Origin of the sequence: Flavobacterium ammonificans, from assembly GCF_020885975.1 — a bacterium.
In the GTDB taxonomy this organism is placed as follows: Bacteria; Bacteroidota; Bacteroidia; order Flavobacteriales; family Flavobacteriaceae; genus Flavobacterium; species Flavobacterium ammonificans.
This window is the reverse complement of record NZ_AP025183.1, coordinates 2,137,571-2,154,161: the sequence shown is the minus strand read 5'-3', so window position 1 is coordinate 2,154,161 and position 16,591 is coordinate 2,137,571. Positions and strand designations below refer to the sequence as shown.

The following is a 16,591-nucleotide window of genomic DNA, read 5'->3' as shown; positions in this document are numbered from 1 at the left end:
AATTTCGCTTTTTTAATATAAATTTAATATTATACTGAAATTAACTTTTTAAAGTATCATTTATTGCTTTTTCTAACAAAGGCGACATCGTTTGGTAGCCCTTCAAATTAGGATGAACACCATCCTCAGAATATTCTTTTGGAAGGCCATTTTGAGTGTCAGCCATAATGGTATGATAATCAACATAAGGAATAGTATTTGTATTGGCATAACTAGCAAGAAGCTGGTTCAATTCCACTATGGTTTGTGCCGCTTTGTCATTAGGTCTCCAATTAAAATTAGCTGCAGGTAAAACAGAACAAAGGATTACTTTTATTTTATTGGCATGAGCCAATTCAATCATCGAAATAATATTTTCCACAATTTTTTCATTGGTTGTAGGTCCTGTATTTCCAGCAATATCATTTACCCCAGCTAAGATTACCACCACATCGGGTTGTAAATTGATGACATCTTGTCTAAAACGCACCAACATCTGCGGTGTAGTTTGTCCACTAATGCCTCTACCAATATAATAAGGTTTGTTACTAAAAAATTCAGGTTGAATTTTCAACCAAAACTCAGTTATTGAATCCCCCATAAGAACAATCCTTTTTTCTCCCGATTTCTTTGGTTGTAAACTTTTGTTTTCTGTTTCGTATTTGGATAAGTTGGCCCAATCTTGAGCGATTGATTTTTCTGTCATACCAATTAGTAATAAAAAAAGTAAATAATGTGAAACTAATTTTTTAATTTTCATTTGCTTTCAAAAGTTAATCAAATAAATCGGATGACAAATAACGATCGCCACGGTCACAAATTATTGCTACTATAACACCGGATTCTAATTGATTGGCAATTTTAATTGCTGTAGCAACAGATCCTCCGCTACTCATTCCTGCAAAAACACCTTCCTCTTTGGCAAGGCGTTGAGTCATTTGTCGGGCTTCCAATTCGCTTACTTCCATTATGGTATCCACTTTTGAAGCGTCATAAATTTTTGGTAAATACTCTTGCGGCCACTTTCTAATACCGGGAATTTGCGAACCTTCACTTGGCTGAACACCAATAATTTGAATGTTGTTATTTTGTTCTTTTAAATAAGTTGAAGTACCCATAATGGTTCCGGTGGTTCCCATTGTAGCTACAAAATGAGTTACGGTTTTATTAGTATCTCTCCAAATTTCTGGACCAGTCGTTTTATAATGTGCTTTCCAATTGTCTTCATTGGCAAACTGATTAAGCATGACATAGCCACCTTCTTCCATTTTTTTAAGTGCATAATCTCGCGAACCAATGATTCCTGTACTAGCGGGTGTTTGAGTCACTTTAGCCCCGTAAGCTAACATGGTTTGAGTGCGCTCTTTAGTCGAATTCTCAGGTAAAACCAATTCGATTTCTATGTCAAAAAGTTGAGCAATCATAGCTAAGGCAATTCCCGTATTACCACTAGTTGCTTCGATTAATTTGTCTCCTTTTTTTATTTCGCCACGCTCTATCGCCGAAGCTATCATATTGTAGGCAGCACGATCTTTTACACTCCCGCCAGGATTATTTCCTTCAAGTTTTAATAATAATTGTACATTGGGATTTTGGATCAAATTTCTACTAATAACTAAAGGAGTGTTACCAATTAATTCGATAAGTTGCTTTGGTTCCATATTATTTTTTCTCTTTAACTTTAACTTCTGTGGTAGTGGTATTGGTCACAATTGAATTAGCAGGTATAGACTTGGTTACCCATGAATTTCCTCCAATGATACTCCCTTTTCCAATAATTGTAGTACCGCCTAAAATAGTGGCATTAGCATAAATGCAAACGTCTTCTTCGACAGTAGGATGTCGCTTTGAATTTTTCATTTCTTTCGTTATGCTCAATGCACCGAGTGTTACTCCTTGGTAAATTTTAACATTTTTTTCAATTACTGTGGTTTCTCCAATCACAATTCCAGTTGCATGATCTATAAAGAAAGGCGATGCTATTGTCGCGCCTGCATGAATATCAGTTCCTGTAATTCGGTGTGCATATTCACTCATTAAGCGCGAAAACAATAGTAAGTCTAATGCATACAATTCATGACTTAATCTATAAATTGCAATAGCATAAAAGCCTGGATATGCCAAATATACTTCTTCCAAACTATTTGAAGCAGGATCATTTTCCAAAATATAGCGCGCATCTTGATTCAACTTTTCAAGAACAGATGGCAAGGATGCAAGGTATTTTTCCCAAATGCTATCACACAAATCATTTGGTTTATGACAAGCTATTGAAGAGATTTCTTTGAATAGAATTTCAAGTTCAGCAATACTTTCCTCAAGCGAAGCGTTGCCATCAAACAAGGTGTAAAATAGCTTTTCTGTGAAAATCTCTGTTTTCGTTTTAATACTATAGCTAGTTGAAAAATCATTTTTCAACAGCTGTATGTTTTGTATAATCTGATTGTGTATCACAACTAATAATGGATTCTGTTATTGTGATGTAAAAGTAGTTGTTTTACTGAAGAATATTGAATAATTTCTACTGCTTTATTGGAGTAATTGTGATTTTTTTATGGATTAGTTCTAAAATTGATTTAGAGTTTAGTTGGCAAAACTTAATTTTTAGTAACGTTATTAATAAAAGTGTTTGTAATAATAACCTCCAATCATAAATAGAATAGTTATTGTAACAAATGTAAGTAGTACTGATTTATAATTTCTCTTTGTATCAATGTAGTGTAATCCAATAAAGAATATAAGAATAAGTGAAGAGTAAATAGCTGGATACATTTCAAATGCCGCTCTATAATTTCCTTGAACAAGAAGTAATAAGGCACGCTGAAAACCACAACCCAAACACTCTAATCCGAAGAGTGTTTTACTGATACACGGAATCATAAAACTTTCTATATCCAAAACAAATTTCTTTTTACAATTTTACAAAAAAAAACACAATGCTTGAGGAAATAATTTGATGCTATTTTAAATTGTTTACTTTTGAATAGCCAAATTAATTATGATGAAAAAAATTATTATTCCGATGATGCTTGTTGCCATTTTGATTGCCTTTTTTGAGCAACAAAAGACAGATGGAAATGTCTATATTATGGCTGGAGCCATCGTTATTTTTATGTATGGGATGATGCGTTTGAGTGCTAAAACGCCAAGTAAAAGTCAAGATAAAAACGAAGAAAATGTTCAGTAAAGGAGATGAAGTTTCAGTTTTAGATGAAGCTGTAAATGGAGTAGTGTTATCAGTCAATGGGAACCAAGTTACTATTGAATCTACAGACGGATTTGTGATGACATTTTTTGTCAATGAAATAATTAAAGTAAACGATTCCAGTAACTTAATGAATTCTATTAGAAGTTTTAATTCAAATGAAATCAAAAAAGAAAAAGAGGAGTCAAAACCAAGAAGTTTTGTCAAAGAGCGTAAAGAAAAACGCGAAATTGGCGTTCCAGAGTTTGATTTGCACATTGAAAAATTAGTGCTAAACAAACGCGGAATGTCAAACTATGATATTTTAACTTTGCAATCAGAAACTGCCAAACGACATCTTGAATTTGCTATTCGAAATAGAATACCAAAAATCGTTTTTATACACGGTGTAGGTGAAGGAGTTTTGAAAGCAGAATTGGATTTTTTGTTTGGACGTTATGATACAATTTCGTTCCAAGATGCCAATTATCAAAAATATGGTTTGGGTGCAACAGAGGTTTATATAAAACAAAATACGAAACAATAATCGGAAGTTTTTAGTTTTCAATTACTAATGAAAAACGCCTGTATTTTAATTAAAATACAGGCGTTTTTTAAATGTTACTTTTAATTTATAGAAAAAGGTTAATTGGTGGTAATTAATTCTCCTAATAGGTGACTGTCGCCAAGGGTAAAATTATTACGTCCTTTTACAAGAGTAGCTTTCTTTAAAACGATACGATGGGTGAAAGAATTTAATACATTGGTAGTTGTCACCTCTATTATTCCTTTCACATTGGCAACGCCAGCCTCTGCAATCCATTCTTGACTAATAGCCGGAACTGTTGGTAGAGTGGGTGAGCAAAAATAGCTTGGGGTTAGCACTCCGTTAGTATATAAACGATAGGTTAGTTTGTTGTTTGTGGTTCCAAGAAGTGCAGTTCGCGGACTGTTAAGTGGAGTAATTTGATTTTGAATCAAATTAGAGTCTATATTATCAAGTGTAATGGCTTCTCCACTATTATAATTGTAGATTTGTTTTGTTATTGTGCATTGTTCTAAAGTTTCATCGAAACCTAAAGTCAATGGACTGATTACCTGGCCGTAATCTCCAAACGCAAAAGTTTCATAAACTTGGGTTCCATTTTGTTTAGCAAATGTGATGTTTTTAAATACTATATTATGGTTGTAACCAGTAATTGATGTTCGTCCTGTACTAGCATTGGTAGTTTTTACAGCGGTAGTAGTTATATGGATTTTTCCTGCAGTAGCAATCCATTCGTCACTAACTGTTGGGGAAGAAGGTGGAATTGTTTCGCAAAACATAGTACTAGAAATAGCGCCATTATAAAAGCGGTATACCACACGATTTGTAGTATTGATATCTATAATTGTTGGGCTTCCTGTCGCAGTAGGTTCATTTGTGAAAGAGGTAGATGGAATTTGAATCAATAAAGCCTCTTGTCCTTTTATTTTGTATATAATTCCATTATTTGTACAACTCTGAGTCGCAACTGAATCAAAACTAATTACCTCTTGAGATAAATCACCATCGCTGCAATTACTGAACAGAAGAGCGATTAAAATCCCAGACCATATTTTTTTCATTATTCAAAAATTTGGTTCAAAATTAGTCAAAAAATCGATATTTAATGATTGCCTTCGTACTATTTATAAAGATATTTTATAAATTTGCCTTCATGAAGAAAGTATATTTAGACAACGCATCTACCACTGCAATTCGCCCCGAAGTAATCCAAGAGATTACAAGATTAATGACTGAAGATTACGGAAATCCTTCCTCTACACATAGTTTTGGGCGTAATGCCAAAAGTGCTTTGGAACTTGCTCGTAAGTCAATTGCAAAACAACTTAATGTGGTAGGTTCAGAAATCTTTTTTACATCTTCGGGAACTGAAGCTAACAACTGGATTTTACGTTCAGCGGTAAGAGATTTAAAGGTTAAGCGAATTATTACCACTAAAATAGAACATCATGCAGTATTGTATCCTGTTTTGGCTTTGCAAAATGAATTTGGCATCCAAGTTGATTTTGTAAACATAAAATCGGATGGCAGCATTGATATGACGCATTTAGCCGAATTGCTTTCGCAAGAGGTTAAAACTTTAGTGAGTTTGATGCATGTGAACAATGAAGTAGGAGTGGTGTTGGATTTAGAACGAGTTGTAACTATCTGCAAAGAACACAATGCCCTTTTTCATTCGGATACCGTTCAATCTGTTGGTAAGACGGAAATTGATTTAAAAGCTTTGCCTATTGATTTTATTTCTGCCAGTGCCCATAAGTTTCATGGTCCAAAAGGAATTGGATTTGCTTTCATTCGTAAAAATTCTGGATTACAGCCCTTGCTTTTTGGTGGTGAACAAGAAAAGGGAATGCGTGGAGGTACCGAATCGGTATACCAAATTGCAGGAATGGCAAAAGCTTTGGAGATGGCGTATGCAAGTTTAGAGGTCGAGAGAGCGGCTATTTTAGATTTAAAGCGCTATTGTGTTAGTCAATTGGCTCAAGTATTTCCTGAATCTAAAATTATTGGTTCAGAAAATGGTTTTTATAATATTATTAATGTTGTTCTGCCGCTTCCAGATGACAAGGCAGCTATGTTGTTGTTTCATTTAGATATGAAAGGGATAGCTGTTTCGCGCGGAAGTGCTTGTCAGTCAGGGAGTACTAGTACTTCCCATGTCTTAACAGAAATTCTTTGTTCAGATGATTTGGCAAAGCCAAGTTTACGCATTTCTTTCAGTCATTATAATACTAAGGAAGATATCGATTATTTAATTGAGGTTTTGGCTGCCGTCTAGTTTACTAATTCATTCACTTCGAATAAATAATTGTTTACACTGAGCTTGTCGAAGTGGGGCGTTCCCTTTCAGGTCGGGCTATTCGCTCTATCTTTTTAAAATGTGACTTCGAGTTCCTCGGTCTCCTTTTAAAAAGGATGTCGCTGCTATCCCTAACGCGGGTTGAACTTCAATAATAATTTCAAAGTTCAAAATTGAAAATTCGTTATTCAACATTCCAAGTTCAATAACAATATCAAATTTCCCAAACCTTATATTCTCTTATATTACTTATATGGTTAAATGCAATTTCAAAATTCACAAACCTTTTATTTCTTATACGGTTAAATGCAATTTCAATTGCAACAAAACTTCAATGACTTAAATGTTTAAAAAATCTGCGAATCTGCGGTAAATTTCAATAAATACTCTTTACAACTATTGAATTCAAAAAAACTTTCATTTATAGAAAACGGGTTATCAGCGAGTTAAGAAAAAGAACAAAAATAAAGTGTAGAAAAGCTTGCCAAAGCGGATTTAGGTTGTACTTTTGCACCCGCAATAAAGCAGACGTTCTTACTTCAATATTGAAAAGCAAACCTAAATAAGATAAAAGAAATTTTACTTTAAAAAATTTGCTATAGATAAAAAAGTAATTATCTTTGCCCCCCGATTAATTCGGGGCCGAAAAGGGGACAAGTTCTTGAATATATTGAGTAAGTAAAACGAAAGTAATTTTTCTTAAAAAAACTTTTAATAATACTTGCGAGATAAAAAAGAAGTTGTACTTTTGCACCCGCTTTGAGAGATAAGCGACAAATAAAAAAGACACGTTCCTAGACATATTGAATTGACAGCCGTTTTGAGAGAGATCTCAAAACAAATTAAAGAGTAATAGAATCGTAAGATTCGAAAAAGACCATTAGATCATTGTCATAATACATAGAAGTAAATTTATTTGCTTCGCATAATATACGATGAAGAGTTTGATCCTGGCTCAGGATGAACGCTAGCGGCAGGCTTAACACATGCAAGTCGAGGGGTAGAAGCAGCTTGCTGCTTTGAGACCGGCGCACGGGTGCGTAACGCGTATGCAATCTACCTTTTACAGAGGGATAGCCCAGAGAAATTTGGATTAATACCTCATAGTATGTGAGAATCGCATGGTTTTCACATTAAAGTTCCAACGGTAAAAGATGAGCATGCGTCCCATTAGCTAGATGGTAAGGTAACGGCTTACCATGGCGACGATGGGTAGGGGTCCTGAGAGGGAGATCCCCCACACTGGTACTGAGACACGGACCAGACTCCTACGGGAGGCAGCAGTGAGGAATATTGGACAATGGGCGCAAGCCTGATCCAGCCATGCCGCGTGCAGGATGACGGTCCTATGGATTGTAAACTGCTTTTGTACAGGAAGAAACACTCCCTCGTGAGGGAGCTTGACGGTACTGTAAGAATAAGGATCGGCTAACTCCGTGCCAGCAGCCGCGGTAATACGGAGGATCCAAGCGTTATCCGGAATCATTGGGTTTAAAGGGTCCGTAGGCGGTTTAATAAGTCAGTGGTGAAAGCCCATCGCTCAACGGTGGAACGGCCATTGATACTGTTAAACTTGAATTATTAGGAAGTAACTAGAATATGTAGTGTAGCGGTGAAATGCTTAGAGATTACATGGAATACCAATTGCGAAGGCAGGTTACTACTAATGGATTGACGCTGATGGACGAAAGCGTGGGTAGCGAACAGGATTAGATACCCTGGTAGTCCACGCCGTAAACGATGGATACTAGCTGTTGGGAGCAATCTCAGTGGCTAAGCGAAAGTGATAAGTATCCCACCTGGGGAGTACGTTCGCAAGAATGAAACTCAAAGGAATTGACGGGGGCCCGCACAAGCGGTGGAGCATGTGGTTTAATTCGATGATACGCGAGGAACCTTACCAAGGCTTAAATGTAGTTTGACCGTTTTGGAAACAGAACTTTCGCAAGACAAATTACAAGGTGCTGCATGGTTGTCGTCAGCTCGTGCCGTGAGGTGTCAGGTTAAGTCCTATAACGAGCGCAACCCCTGTTGTTAGTTGCCAGCGAGTCATGTCGGGAACTCTAACAAGACTGCCAGTGTAAACTGTGAGGAAGGTGGGGATGACGTCAAATCATCACGGCCCTTACGCCTTGGGCTACACACGTGCTACAATGGCCGGTACAGAGAGCAGCCACTGGGCGACCAGGAGCGAATCTACAAAACCGGTCACAGTTCGGATCGGAGTCTGCAACTCGACTCCGTGAAGCTGGAATCGCTAGTAATCGGATATCAGCCATGATCCGGTGAATACGTTCCCGGGCCTTGTACACACCGCCCGTCAAGCCATGGAAGCTGGGGGTGCCTGAAGTCGGTGACCGCAAGGAGCTGCCTAGGGTAAAACTGGTAACTAGGGCTAAGTCGTAACAAGGTAGCCGTACCGGAAGGTGCGGCTGGAACACCTCCTTTCTAGAGCTTGAATGTTAGTTACTTTGGTAACACTTTCAAGAAAGAAGACGATAGATCGACATGGGATTGAATTTCATGATAATATTACTCTTGCTGTTAGTTCAAATAATACAAATAAGTAAAAAACAGAGTCTCGTAGCTCAGCTGGTTAGAGTACTACACTGATAATGTAGGGGTCCCCAGTTCGAGTCTGGGCGGGACTACTATTTTTTAACTTATGGAAATTTTAGAAGTTGAGTCATCCGATGGATGTTGTCTTTATCATTATACTGTCAACAGACGACTGATAACTGACAACTAAAACACGGGGGATTAGCTCAGCTGGCTAGAGCGCCTGCCTTGCACGCAGGAGGTCAACGGTTCGACTCCGTTATTCTCCACAAAAACAGTGGACAGTCCACAGGACTTAGTGATCAGTAGTAACTGAATACTAAAATCTGAATACTGCACACTAGTTTAACGTTCATTGACATATTGAGATAAGAAAATAATAAAGTAGAAAACATTTTTACTTGTTTATCATTAGACAAGTAAAAGAAACGGCTTATTTTAAGTAATAAGTTGGTACAATAAGCAAAATAAGGGCGTATGGGGGATGCCTAGGCTCTCAGAGGCGATGAAAGGCGTGATAAGCTGCGAAAAGTTACGGGGATTGGCACACACGATACGATCCGTAAATACCTGAATGGGGCAACCCACTATGTTGAAGACATAGTACACCGATAGGTGGGCAAACCCGCTGAACTGAAACATCTAAGTAGGCGGAGGAGAAGAAAACAAAAGTGATTCCGTAAGTAGTGGCGAGCGAACGCGGATTAGCCCAAACCAATGTTGTTACGGCAATGTTGGGGTTGTAGGACCACGAGATTTCTTGCACAAAGAACTAGAATCTACTGGAAAGTAGGACCAAAGAGGGTGATAGTCCCGTATAGGTAATGAGTGTAAAGGATAGTGGTATCCTGAGTAGGGCGGGGCACGTGAAACCCTGTCTGAATTTGGCGGGACCATCCGCTAAGGCTAAATACTCCTGAGAGACCGATAGTGAACCAGTACCGTGAGGGAAAGGTGAAAAGAACCGTGAATAACGGAGTGAAATAGATCCTGAAACCATACGCTTACAAGCGGTCGGAGCCCTTTAGTGGGGTGACGGCGTGCCTTTTGCATAATGAGCCTACGAGTTAACGTTGCTGGCAAGGATAAGTGGTTAAGTCACGGATCCGTAGCGAAAGCGAGTCTGAATAGGGCGCTTTAGTCAGTAGTGTTAGACGCGAAACCGTGTGATCTACCCATGGGCAGGATGAAGCTGTGGTAACACATAGTGGAGGTCCGAACCGGTTGACGTTGAAAAGTCTTCGGATGACCTGTGGGTAGGGGTGAAAGGCCAATCAAACTCGGAAATAGCTCGTACTCCCCGAAATGCATTTAGGTGCAGCGCTGGATTTAAGTTATATAGAGGTAGAGCTACTGATTGGATGCGGGGGCTTCACCGCCTACCAATTCCTGACAAACTCCGAATGCTATATAATGTTTACCAGCAGTGAGGGCTTGGGTGCTAAGGTCCAAGTCCGAGAGGGAAAGAACCCAGACCATCAGCTAAGGTCCCCAAATCTATACTAAGTTGAAAGAACGAGGTTTGTCTGCCCAGACAGCTAGGATGTTGGCTTGGAAGCAGCCATTCATTTAAAGAGTGCGTAACAGCTCACTAGTCGAGCGGACGAGCATGGATAATAATCGGGCATAAGTATAGTACCGAAGCTATGGATTTGTATTATATACAAGTGGTAGGGGAGCATTCTAACAGGGTTGAAGGTGTATCGTAAGGTATGCTGGACTGGTTAGAAAAGAAAATGTAGGCATAAGTAACGATAATGCGGGCGAGAAACCCGCACACCGAAAGACTAAGGTTTCCACAGCTATGCTAATCAGCTGTGGGTTAGTCGGGACCTAAGGCGAACCCGAAAGGGACAGTCGATGGACAACGGGTTAATATTCCCGTACTACTTATTACTGTGATGGGGTGACGGAGTGATGAAAGCGCCGCGAACTGACGGAATAGTTCGTTGAAGTACCTACCTATAAGATCTGCAGGCAAATCCACAGATCTTGGGGAAATACGATAGTACTCGGAGACTTCGGTCAAAGAGATAGTGCGCCTAAGGGCTTCCAAGAAAAACCTCTAAACTTCAGGTAATAAGTACCCGTACCGCAAACCGACACAGGTAGTCGAGGAGAGAATCCTAAGGTGCTCGAGAGATTCATGGCTAAGGAATTAGGCAAAATAGACCTGTAACTTCGGGAGAAAGGTCGCCAGCGCAAGCTGGCCGCAGTGAAGAGGTCCAGGCGACTGTTTATCAAAAACACAGGGCTCTGCAAAATCGTAAGATGAAGTATAGGGCCTGACACCTGCCCGGTGCTGGAAGGTTAAGAGGAGATGTTATCTTCGGAGAAGCATTGAATTGAAGCCCCAGTAAACGGCGGCCGTAACTATAACGGTCCTAAGGTAGCGAAATTCCTTGTCGGGTAAGTTCCGACCTGCACGAATGGTGTAACGATCTGGACACTGTCTCAGCCATGAGCTCGGTGAAATTGTAGTAACGGTGAAGATGCCGTTTACCCGCAGTGGGACGAAAAGACCCTGTGCACCTTTACTATAGCTTAGTATTGACCTTGGATAAATGATGTGTAGGATAGGTTGGAGACTATGAAGTGGCGTCGCCAGGCGTTGTGGAGTCATTGTTGAAATACAACCCTTTGTTTATCTGAGGCCTAACCCCGCTTAAGCGGGGGACATTGCTTGGTGGGTAGTTTGACTGGGGTGGTCGCCTCCAAAAGAGTAACGGAGGCTTCTAAAGGTTCCCTCAGTACGCTTGGTAACCGTGCGTAGAGTGCAATGGCATAAGGGAGCTTGACTGAGAGACATACAGGTCGATCAGGTACGAAAGTAGAGCATAGTGATCCGGTGGTTCCGCATGGAAGGGCCATCGCTCAAAGGATAAAAGGTACGCCGGGGATAACAGGCTGATCTCCCCCAAGAGCTCATATCGACGGGGGGGTTTGGCACCTCGATGTCGGCTCGTCACATCCTGGGGCTGGAGAAGGTCCCAAGGGTTGGGCTGTTCGCCCATTAAAGTGGCACGCGAGCTGGGTTCAGAACGTCGTGAGACAGTTCGGTCTCTATCTACTGTGGGCGCAAGAAATTTGAGTGGATCTGATTCTAGTACGAGAGGACCGAATTGGACAAACCTCTAGTGTATCTGTTGTCCCGCCAGGGGCACCGCAGAGTAGCTACGTTTGGAAGGGATAAGCGCTGAAAGCATATAAGCGCGAAACCCACCACAAGATGAGATTTCTTTTAAGGGTCGTGGGAGATGACCACGTTGATAGGCTATAGATGTAAAGGCAGTAATGTCATAGTCGAGTAGTACTAATAACCCGTAAGCTTATGTACGTTTTCCCTCCTCCCTTCGAGTCACCTCAGGGGAAGGAGGGGAGAAATTTTCTAATTACTTTTCTTTATCTCAGTATGTTAAGATATTTGCAGCGAAGCTGCAGTTGATAGTTGATGGTTGGTAGTTGATGGAAACACCAACAACCAAAAACCAACAACCGCCAACAATAATCTTAAGGTGGTTATTGCGGCGGGGCTCACCTCTTCCCATCCCGAACAGAGTAGTTAAGCCCGCCTGCGCAGATGGTACTGCAGTTATGTGGGAGAGTATGTCGTCGCCTTTCTTTTGAAAACCCTGTTTCTAACGAAACGGGGTTTTTTGTTTTATACCTGAAGCCCACCGGGCTTCCTCCTCTTAATCTCAAATGTCGCCTTTAGCTTCGCTCAGTCGGGCATAGCCCTTAAATCTTTTAAAAACCCTGTTTCTAACGAAACGGGGTTTTTTGTTTTATATATTTTTAGAAAAAATAAGATAAAATTTAGCCCGTACAGAGTAGTTAAGCCCGCCTGCGTCCCGACGCTTCGGGTTCCGAAACTTCGGAAGCAGTTATGAGGGAGTCCCGATAGTTATCGGGAGTCGTCGCCTTTCTTTATGAAACTCCAACTTGAAAAAGTTGGAGTTTTTTTGTTTATAGGATAGACGTGTTCGCCCTTCGGGCTCGGTTCGTCGCCTCTGCCTGTCTACCGACAGGTTTGCTTCGCCTATTCGGCTAAAGCCTCGAGTTTTTTGTTTTATACCTGAAGCCCACCGGGCTTCCTCCTCTTAATCTCAAATCTAAGGGATTTAACTCAGGTTTACCACTATTGAATCACTTCGTAATAGGTTGACGTTTTACTATCTTTTTATTAACTCCGCAAGGAGTTGTATTTTGGTAAAATCCTATAAAAGACAAAGAAAATAAGTCCCGTAGGGACGAGGTTATAGTTTTGGAGAATAATTTAAGTTACTTAAGGCACGAGCAAGATACTCGCGCTAGTTGGTTAACGTATTAAAAAACAATAATTAGTTAGTGATTTTTTTTAATAAGTTATTGCCCTTTTGTGATATTGAATCGATTTGTGATGTTGATTTACGTATCAAAGTATCCAGTTTTTTAACTTTGTCACTTTCTTTTTTAATAATGGTGTCGAGTTTTTTAACTTTATTAATTTCATTATCAACTAGAGAATCTATAGACTCTACTTTGGTTTTTAATTCATTAAGTTTTTCAACTTCATTGCTTAATTTGCCACAAGCAGTTAATACAAATAACATTACAACAATTAGGATAAATGGTTTAGAATGAAGCTTCATAGTTTACTTTTTGGGTGATTATTTTTGTTTAAAGTTAAACTTATTTATTTGTTTTTATTTACTGTTTTAACTTAATTTTTGGATTAATAGTCCTTACTAATGGTGGGTTTTTCAATATACCTTCCCTAATAGATTGAATTTAGGCGTAGTATTTTAGCAATCTTATTTCTCATTAAATTCATTTGTACTTTACTAATTGAAAAAAAGTATATATTTATAAAAAATAATTGTACCAACTTCGATAAAATTGTAATTATGAAAAGAAGAGATTTTTTTACCAGAACAACTTTGGCAACTGTAGGAATATCAACTCTTTTTATTCAAGGTTGTGATACTAGTAAAAGCAATAAAGAAGAATCTTTAGATTCTGAATTAGATTTTGAACTTGATGAAGAAACAATCACTAGTTTACAAGAAAAGTTGTCTTCAGGACAATATACTTCAGAACAATTAGTCGAATTGTATCTACAACGAATTGAATCGATAGATAAGAACGGTCTTGGCTTACATGCAATAATTGAAATTAATCCAGAAGCTCTTTCAATTGCTAGTCAAATGGATAAGGAGCGAAAAGATGGGAAAAGTAGAGGAGCATTACACGGTATACCTGTGCTCATAAAAGATAATATTGATACAGCAGATAAAATGCAAACTACAGCTGGATCATTAGCAATGGAAGGAAATATATCATCTAGCGATGCTTTTGTTGTAAAAAGATTAAGAGATGCTGGTGCAATAATTATTGGAAAAACTAATTTAAGTGAATGGGCTAATTTCCGTTCAACGCATTCAAGTTCTGGTTGGAGCGGTCGTGGCGGTCAGACGAAGAACCCTTATATTTTAGATCATAATCCTTGTGGTTCTAGTGCTGGATCAGGAGTGGCGGTTTCTGCTAATTTATGTGTAGTCGCTGTTGGTACGGAAACAGATGGGTCAATTGTTTGTCCCGCTTCTGTAAATGGTATTGTTGGAATTAAACCTACGGTTGGACTAGTAAGTCGTTCCGGAATTATTCCTATATCAAAAACTCAAGATACAGCTGGACCCATGGCTAGAACTGTAAAAGATGCGGCTATTTTATTAGGCGTACTTGCAGGTATCGATACCAAAGATGTGATAACCAATGAAAGTAAAGGAAAAAGCCATACTGATTATACCCAGTTTTTGGATTTAAATGCTTTGAAAGGCAAACGAATTGGTATTGAAAAGAAACCTCAAGGTCAAAACAAATATATTAATGAACTTTTAGATCAAGCTATTACTGTTTTAAAACAAAAAGGAGCTACCATTATTGAAATTGACTACGTAGAGAAAATTTATGCATTAGGCGATGCTGAATTTGAGGTGTTGCAATATGAGTTTAAAGATGGGTTGAACAACTATTTAGCTACCGCAAACGCAAAGGTTAAATCGTTGAAGGAGGTCATTGATTTTAATATAGCCAATGAAGATAGATCAATGCCGTATTTTAAACAAGAAACGCTAGAAAGTTCCAATTTAAAACTTGGACTTGACGATAAAAAATACCAAGAGGCTTTACAAACAAGTTATAACGGCAGTAAAAAGATTTTGGACTCTGTATTTCAGGAACACCAACTTGATGCCATTTGCGGAATAACAATGGGACCATCATGTAGTATCGATATGATTTATGGGGATCGTTGGGGCGGCTATTCGTTAACCATGCCAGCTGCGGTTAGTGGCTATCCGCATGTTACCGTTCCAGCTGGAAAAGTATATGATTTACCTGTTGGTTTATCCTTTTTTGGAACGGCTTACAGCGAGGCGCAACTAATTGCAATTGCTTTTGCTTATGAGCAAGCATCAAAACATAGGGTTAAACCTGAGTTTAAAAAATCATTTGTATAATTAGTTTTTGGTTGTATTACAATTATGCCATTCCTACGGTATTATAGTTTTGTTGAGTTATTTAAGTTACTTAACGCACGAGCAAGGTAATCGTGCTAGCTGGGCAAATGCAGTTTTATTTGTAAAAGGTAGAATAAAATTTTATCATGTATCAGGTATACAAGGAGGTACTCCAAGCGCTCCAAGTGTATTCATCGCTTATGGAAAAGAAAATGCAGAGGCATTAAAAAACTCAGGAATTGAAGGAAAATATTTAGAATTTAAATAATAGGCTTAATAGATTTCGTAGCAAATAAATTTAGCAATATTGAATTCAGCATCTATTATCCATTCATTTTCAATTAATAGTTTTTTTAATGCTTCATTTTCATTTGTAACATCTTCAACAACTCCAATAACTTGCATATTATTAACTTCGTATGAACTATTTGGAGCTACAGTAGAACCTTCAGGTGAAATAAATATATATTTTTTCATATTTCAATTTTTTTATAATTTCCTCTTCCGTTAAATTCAATTAACCCTTTATCTCTTAAAAACTGTAATTGTTGACGAATTTTATCCTTGATATGATTGTTGTTAGGATATTTAATTTTCAATTTATTTTCGAAAGCATATAATTCATCTAACGTAAAAGATTGCTTTTTAATTTCTTCAACACAATTTAATATATCCAATATCCACCCTCTAGCTTCTAAACTTTTAGATCTTAAAAAATCAGTACTTTTTAATTTTATTTGTACTTTTTCCTGTTCTATTATTTTTGAATTTTCAACTATAAAAATCCTTCCACTTTCCGGAACTTTTGAAATATCTATATTGCAACCAACCCAACCTGCTCGTTTAGCGGTAATAGATAAAGGTTTTCGTTTGATAATAATTTCTGGAGTGAAAAATTGTTTTGGAATTACTAAAAAATTATTCACTGTGTTTTTATCGTAGGTCAAAAAGAAAAAATTTGGGTTTGTATCTGAAGTAATCCTTTTTATCATACTTTCATAAGCACCATCATTAATTATGGTACTCAATTTTCCTTTTTTACTTTTTAATTCAAACTCTTCGTTACATTTTTTACAATAAAAATCAGCAACAGGACGATTGTTTTCAAATTCATTTAATGGTAATTCTCCACAGCTTGGACAATATGAATTGTTCAATACCCAATTTTCAGTTAACACTCTTGCAATTTGAGAATTACTATTATATTTATTAGCTAATTTGATATCAAATTGAAGATTCATATTTGATAATTATTTTTAAACAAAACCTCACCACTTCTTATAAATGGCACCACATAAGTAAACTTTTGAGAAATAAACTCATTAAGTATTGCTTTTTGTATTTCTGCAATCAACTGGGATTTACCTCCAGCCCATTTTAAGAAAGGTTTAGCAATTAGGGGATTCATTTGTGTATTTATTTTAAGTTTGACTTTAAATTATTTTAATAGATACGTCTATAGATACTGGTTCTCCAAATATAAATAATATATAGGTTAAAATTGAGTTACTATTAGAAAATAA

Annotated in this window: 14 protein-coding genes, 2 tRNA genes and 3 rRNA genes; 10 read left to right on the top strand and 9 right to left on the bottom strand. The window is 37.9% G+C overall.

The genetic code is table 11. The features are described 5' to 3' along the window. Positions 1–40: 40 nt before the first annotated feature. From LPC23_RS09745 to LPC23_RS09730, 4 genes are all read right to left on the bottom strand, one after another. Positions 41–739 carry an SGNH/GDSL hydrolase family protein gene (locus LPC23_RS09745; protein WP_229329901.1) on the bottom strand — a complete coding sequence of 233 codons (699 nt, stop codon included), beginning with the start codon at positions 737–739 and terminating at the stop codon, positions 41–43. Positions 740–752: 13 nt separating this feature from the next. Further along, positions 753–1,640, bottom strand: a complete 888-nt coding sequence (gene cysM / locus LPC23_RS09740) for a cysteine synthase CysM (RefSeq protein ID WP_229329899.1) — start codon at positions 1,638–1,640, stop codon at positions 753–755. 1 nt (position 1,641) lies between these two features. Then, complete coding sequence (gene epsC / locus LPC23_RS09735; RefSeq protein WP_420842312.1) at positions 1,642–2,397, bottom strand: serine O-acetyltransferase EpsC; 756 nt, start codon at positions 2,395–2,397, stop codon at positions 1,642–1,644. Between the two features lie 198 nt (positions 2,398–2,595). Beyond that, positions 2,596–2,877, bottom strand: coding sequence for a DUF2752 domain-containing protein (locus tag LPC23_RS09730; RefSeq protein ID WP_229329895.1), 282 nt, complete (start codon positions 2,875–2,877; stop codon positions 2,596–2,598). 100 nt (positions 2,878–2,977) lie between these two features. Here LPC23_RS09730 and LPC23_RS09725 point away from each other — a divergent pair, with 100 nt between their 5' ends. Together LPC23_RS09725 and LPC23_RS09720 are read left to right on the top strand one after the other, a co-directional pair. Next, the gene (locus LPC23_RS09725) at positions 2,978–3,166 is read left to right on the top strand and encodes a hypothetical protein (RefSeq protein WP_229329893.1); all 189 of its coding nucleotides are present in this window, start codon (positions 2,978–2,980) and stop codon (positions 3,164–3,166) included. Further along, on the top strand, positions 3,156–3,710 hold the full coding sequence (locus tag LPC23_RS09720) for a Smr/MutS family protein (RefSeq protein WP_229329890.1): 555 nt from the start codon (positions 3,156–3,158) through the stop codon (positions 3,708–3,710). The genes LPC23_RS09725 and LPC23_RS09720 overlap by 11 nt, the downstream gene beginning before the upstream one ends. A 98-nt stretch (positions 3,711–3,808) precedes the next feature. Here the strand turns inward: LPC23_RS09720 and LPC23_RS09715 are convergent, their stop codons facing one another. After that, positions 3,809–4,771 carry a hypothetical protein gene (locus tag LPC23_RS09715; RefSeq protein ID WP_229329888.1) on the bottom strand — a complete coding sequence of 321 codons (963 nt, stop codon included), beginning with the start codon at positions 4,769–4,771 and terminating at the stop codon, positions 3,809–3,811. A gap of 92 nt (positions 4,772–4,863) precedes the next feature. On the opposite strand from LPC23_RS09715, the gene LPC23_RS09710 reads away from it, so the two are divergent. The 6 genes from LPC23_RS09710 to rrf all read left to right on the top strand — a co-directional run bounded on the left by LPC23_RS09710 (position 4,864) and on the right by rrf (position 12,189). Continuing rightward, positions 4,864–5,988 (top strand): cysteine desulfurase family protein, encoded by a 1,125-nt coding sequence (locus LPC23_RS09710; protein WP_229329886.1) that lies wholly within the window; start codon positions 4,864–4,866, stop codon positions 5,986–5,988. Between the two features lie 953 nt (positions 5,989–6,941). Continuing rightward, positions 6,942–8,457 (top strand): 16S ribosomal RNA (locus LPC23_RS09705). 129 nt (positions 8,458–8,586) lie between these two features. Then, positions 8,587–8,660, top strand: a tRNA-Ile gene (locus LPC23_RS09700). Positions 8,661–8,763: 103 nt separating this feature from the next. Continuing rightward, positions 8,764–8,837, top strand: a tRNA-Ala gene (locus tag LPC23_RS09695). Positions 8,838–9,024: 187 nt separating this feature from the next. Next, positions 9,025–11,905: ribosomal RNA gene (locus LPC23_RS09690) — 23S ribosomal RNA — on the top strand. A gap of 174 nt (positions 11,906–12,079) precedes the next feature. Continuing rightward, positions 12,080–12,189, top strand: a 5S ribosomal RNA gene (gene rrf, locus LPC23_RS09685). The 16S, 23S and 5S rRNA genes sit together here with 2 tRNA genes alongside, the layout of an rRNA operon. A gap of 719 nt (positions 12,190–12,908) precedes the next feature. Here rrf and LPC23_RS09680 read toward each other — a convergent pair. After that, positions 12,909–13,199 (bottom strand): hypothetical protein, encoded by a 291-nt coding sequence (locus tag LPC23_RS09680; RefSeq protein WP_229329884.1) that lies wholly within the window; start codon positions 13,197–13,199, stop codon positions 12,909–12,911. A gap of 255 nt (positions 13,200–13,454) precedes the next feature. Here LPC23_RS09680 and LPC23_RS09675 point away from each other — a divergent pair, with 255 nt between their 5' ends. Both LPC23_RS09675 and LPC23_RS09670 read left to right on the top strand, forming a co-directional pair. Next, on the top strand, positions 13,455–15,068 hold the full coding sequence (locus LPC23_RS09675) for an amidase (protein ID WP_229329882.1): 1,614 nt from the start codon (positions 13,455–13,457) through the stop codon (positions 15,066–15,068). Between the two features lie 7 nt (positions 15,069–15,075). Continuing rightward, on the top strand, positions 15,076–15,336 hold the full coding sequence (locus LPC23_RS09670) for a hypothetical protein (protein ID WP_229329880.1): 261 nt from the start codon (positions 15,076–15,078) through the stop codon (positions 15,334–15,336). A gap of 5 nt (positions 15,337–15,341) precedes the next feature. Here LPC23_RS09670 and LPC23_RS09665 read toward each other — a convergent pair whose 3' ends face one another. Genes LPC23_RS09665 through LPC23_RS09655 form a run of 3 tightly spaced genes read right to left on the bottom strand, consistent with a single transcriptional unit; the run spans position 15,342 to position 16,476 of the window. Next, positions 15,342–15,545: a hypothetical protein gene (locus LPC23_RS09665; protein ID WP_229329878.1), complete on the bottom strand. Its 204-nt coding sequence runs from the start codon at positions 15,543–15,545 to the stop codon at positions 15,342–15,344. Beyond that, entirely contained in the window at positions 15,542–16,309 is a 768-nt protein-coding gene (locus LPC23_RS09660; RefSeq protein ID WP_229329876.1) for a DpnI domain-containing protein, read from the bottom strand. The genes LPC23_RS09665 and LPC23_RS09660 overlap by 4 nt, the downstream gene beginning before the upstream one ends. Further along, positions 16,306–16,476, bottom strand: a complete 171-nt coding sequence (locus tag LPC23_RS09655) for a hypothetical protein (protein WP_229329874.1) — start codon at positions 16,474–16,476, stop codon at positions 16,306–16,308. The genes LPC23_RS09660 and LPC23_RS09655 overlap by 4 nt, the downstream gene beginning before the upstream one ends. Between the last annotated feature and the right edge of the window lie 115 nt (positions 16,477–16,591).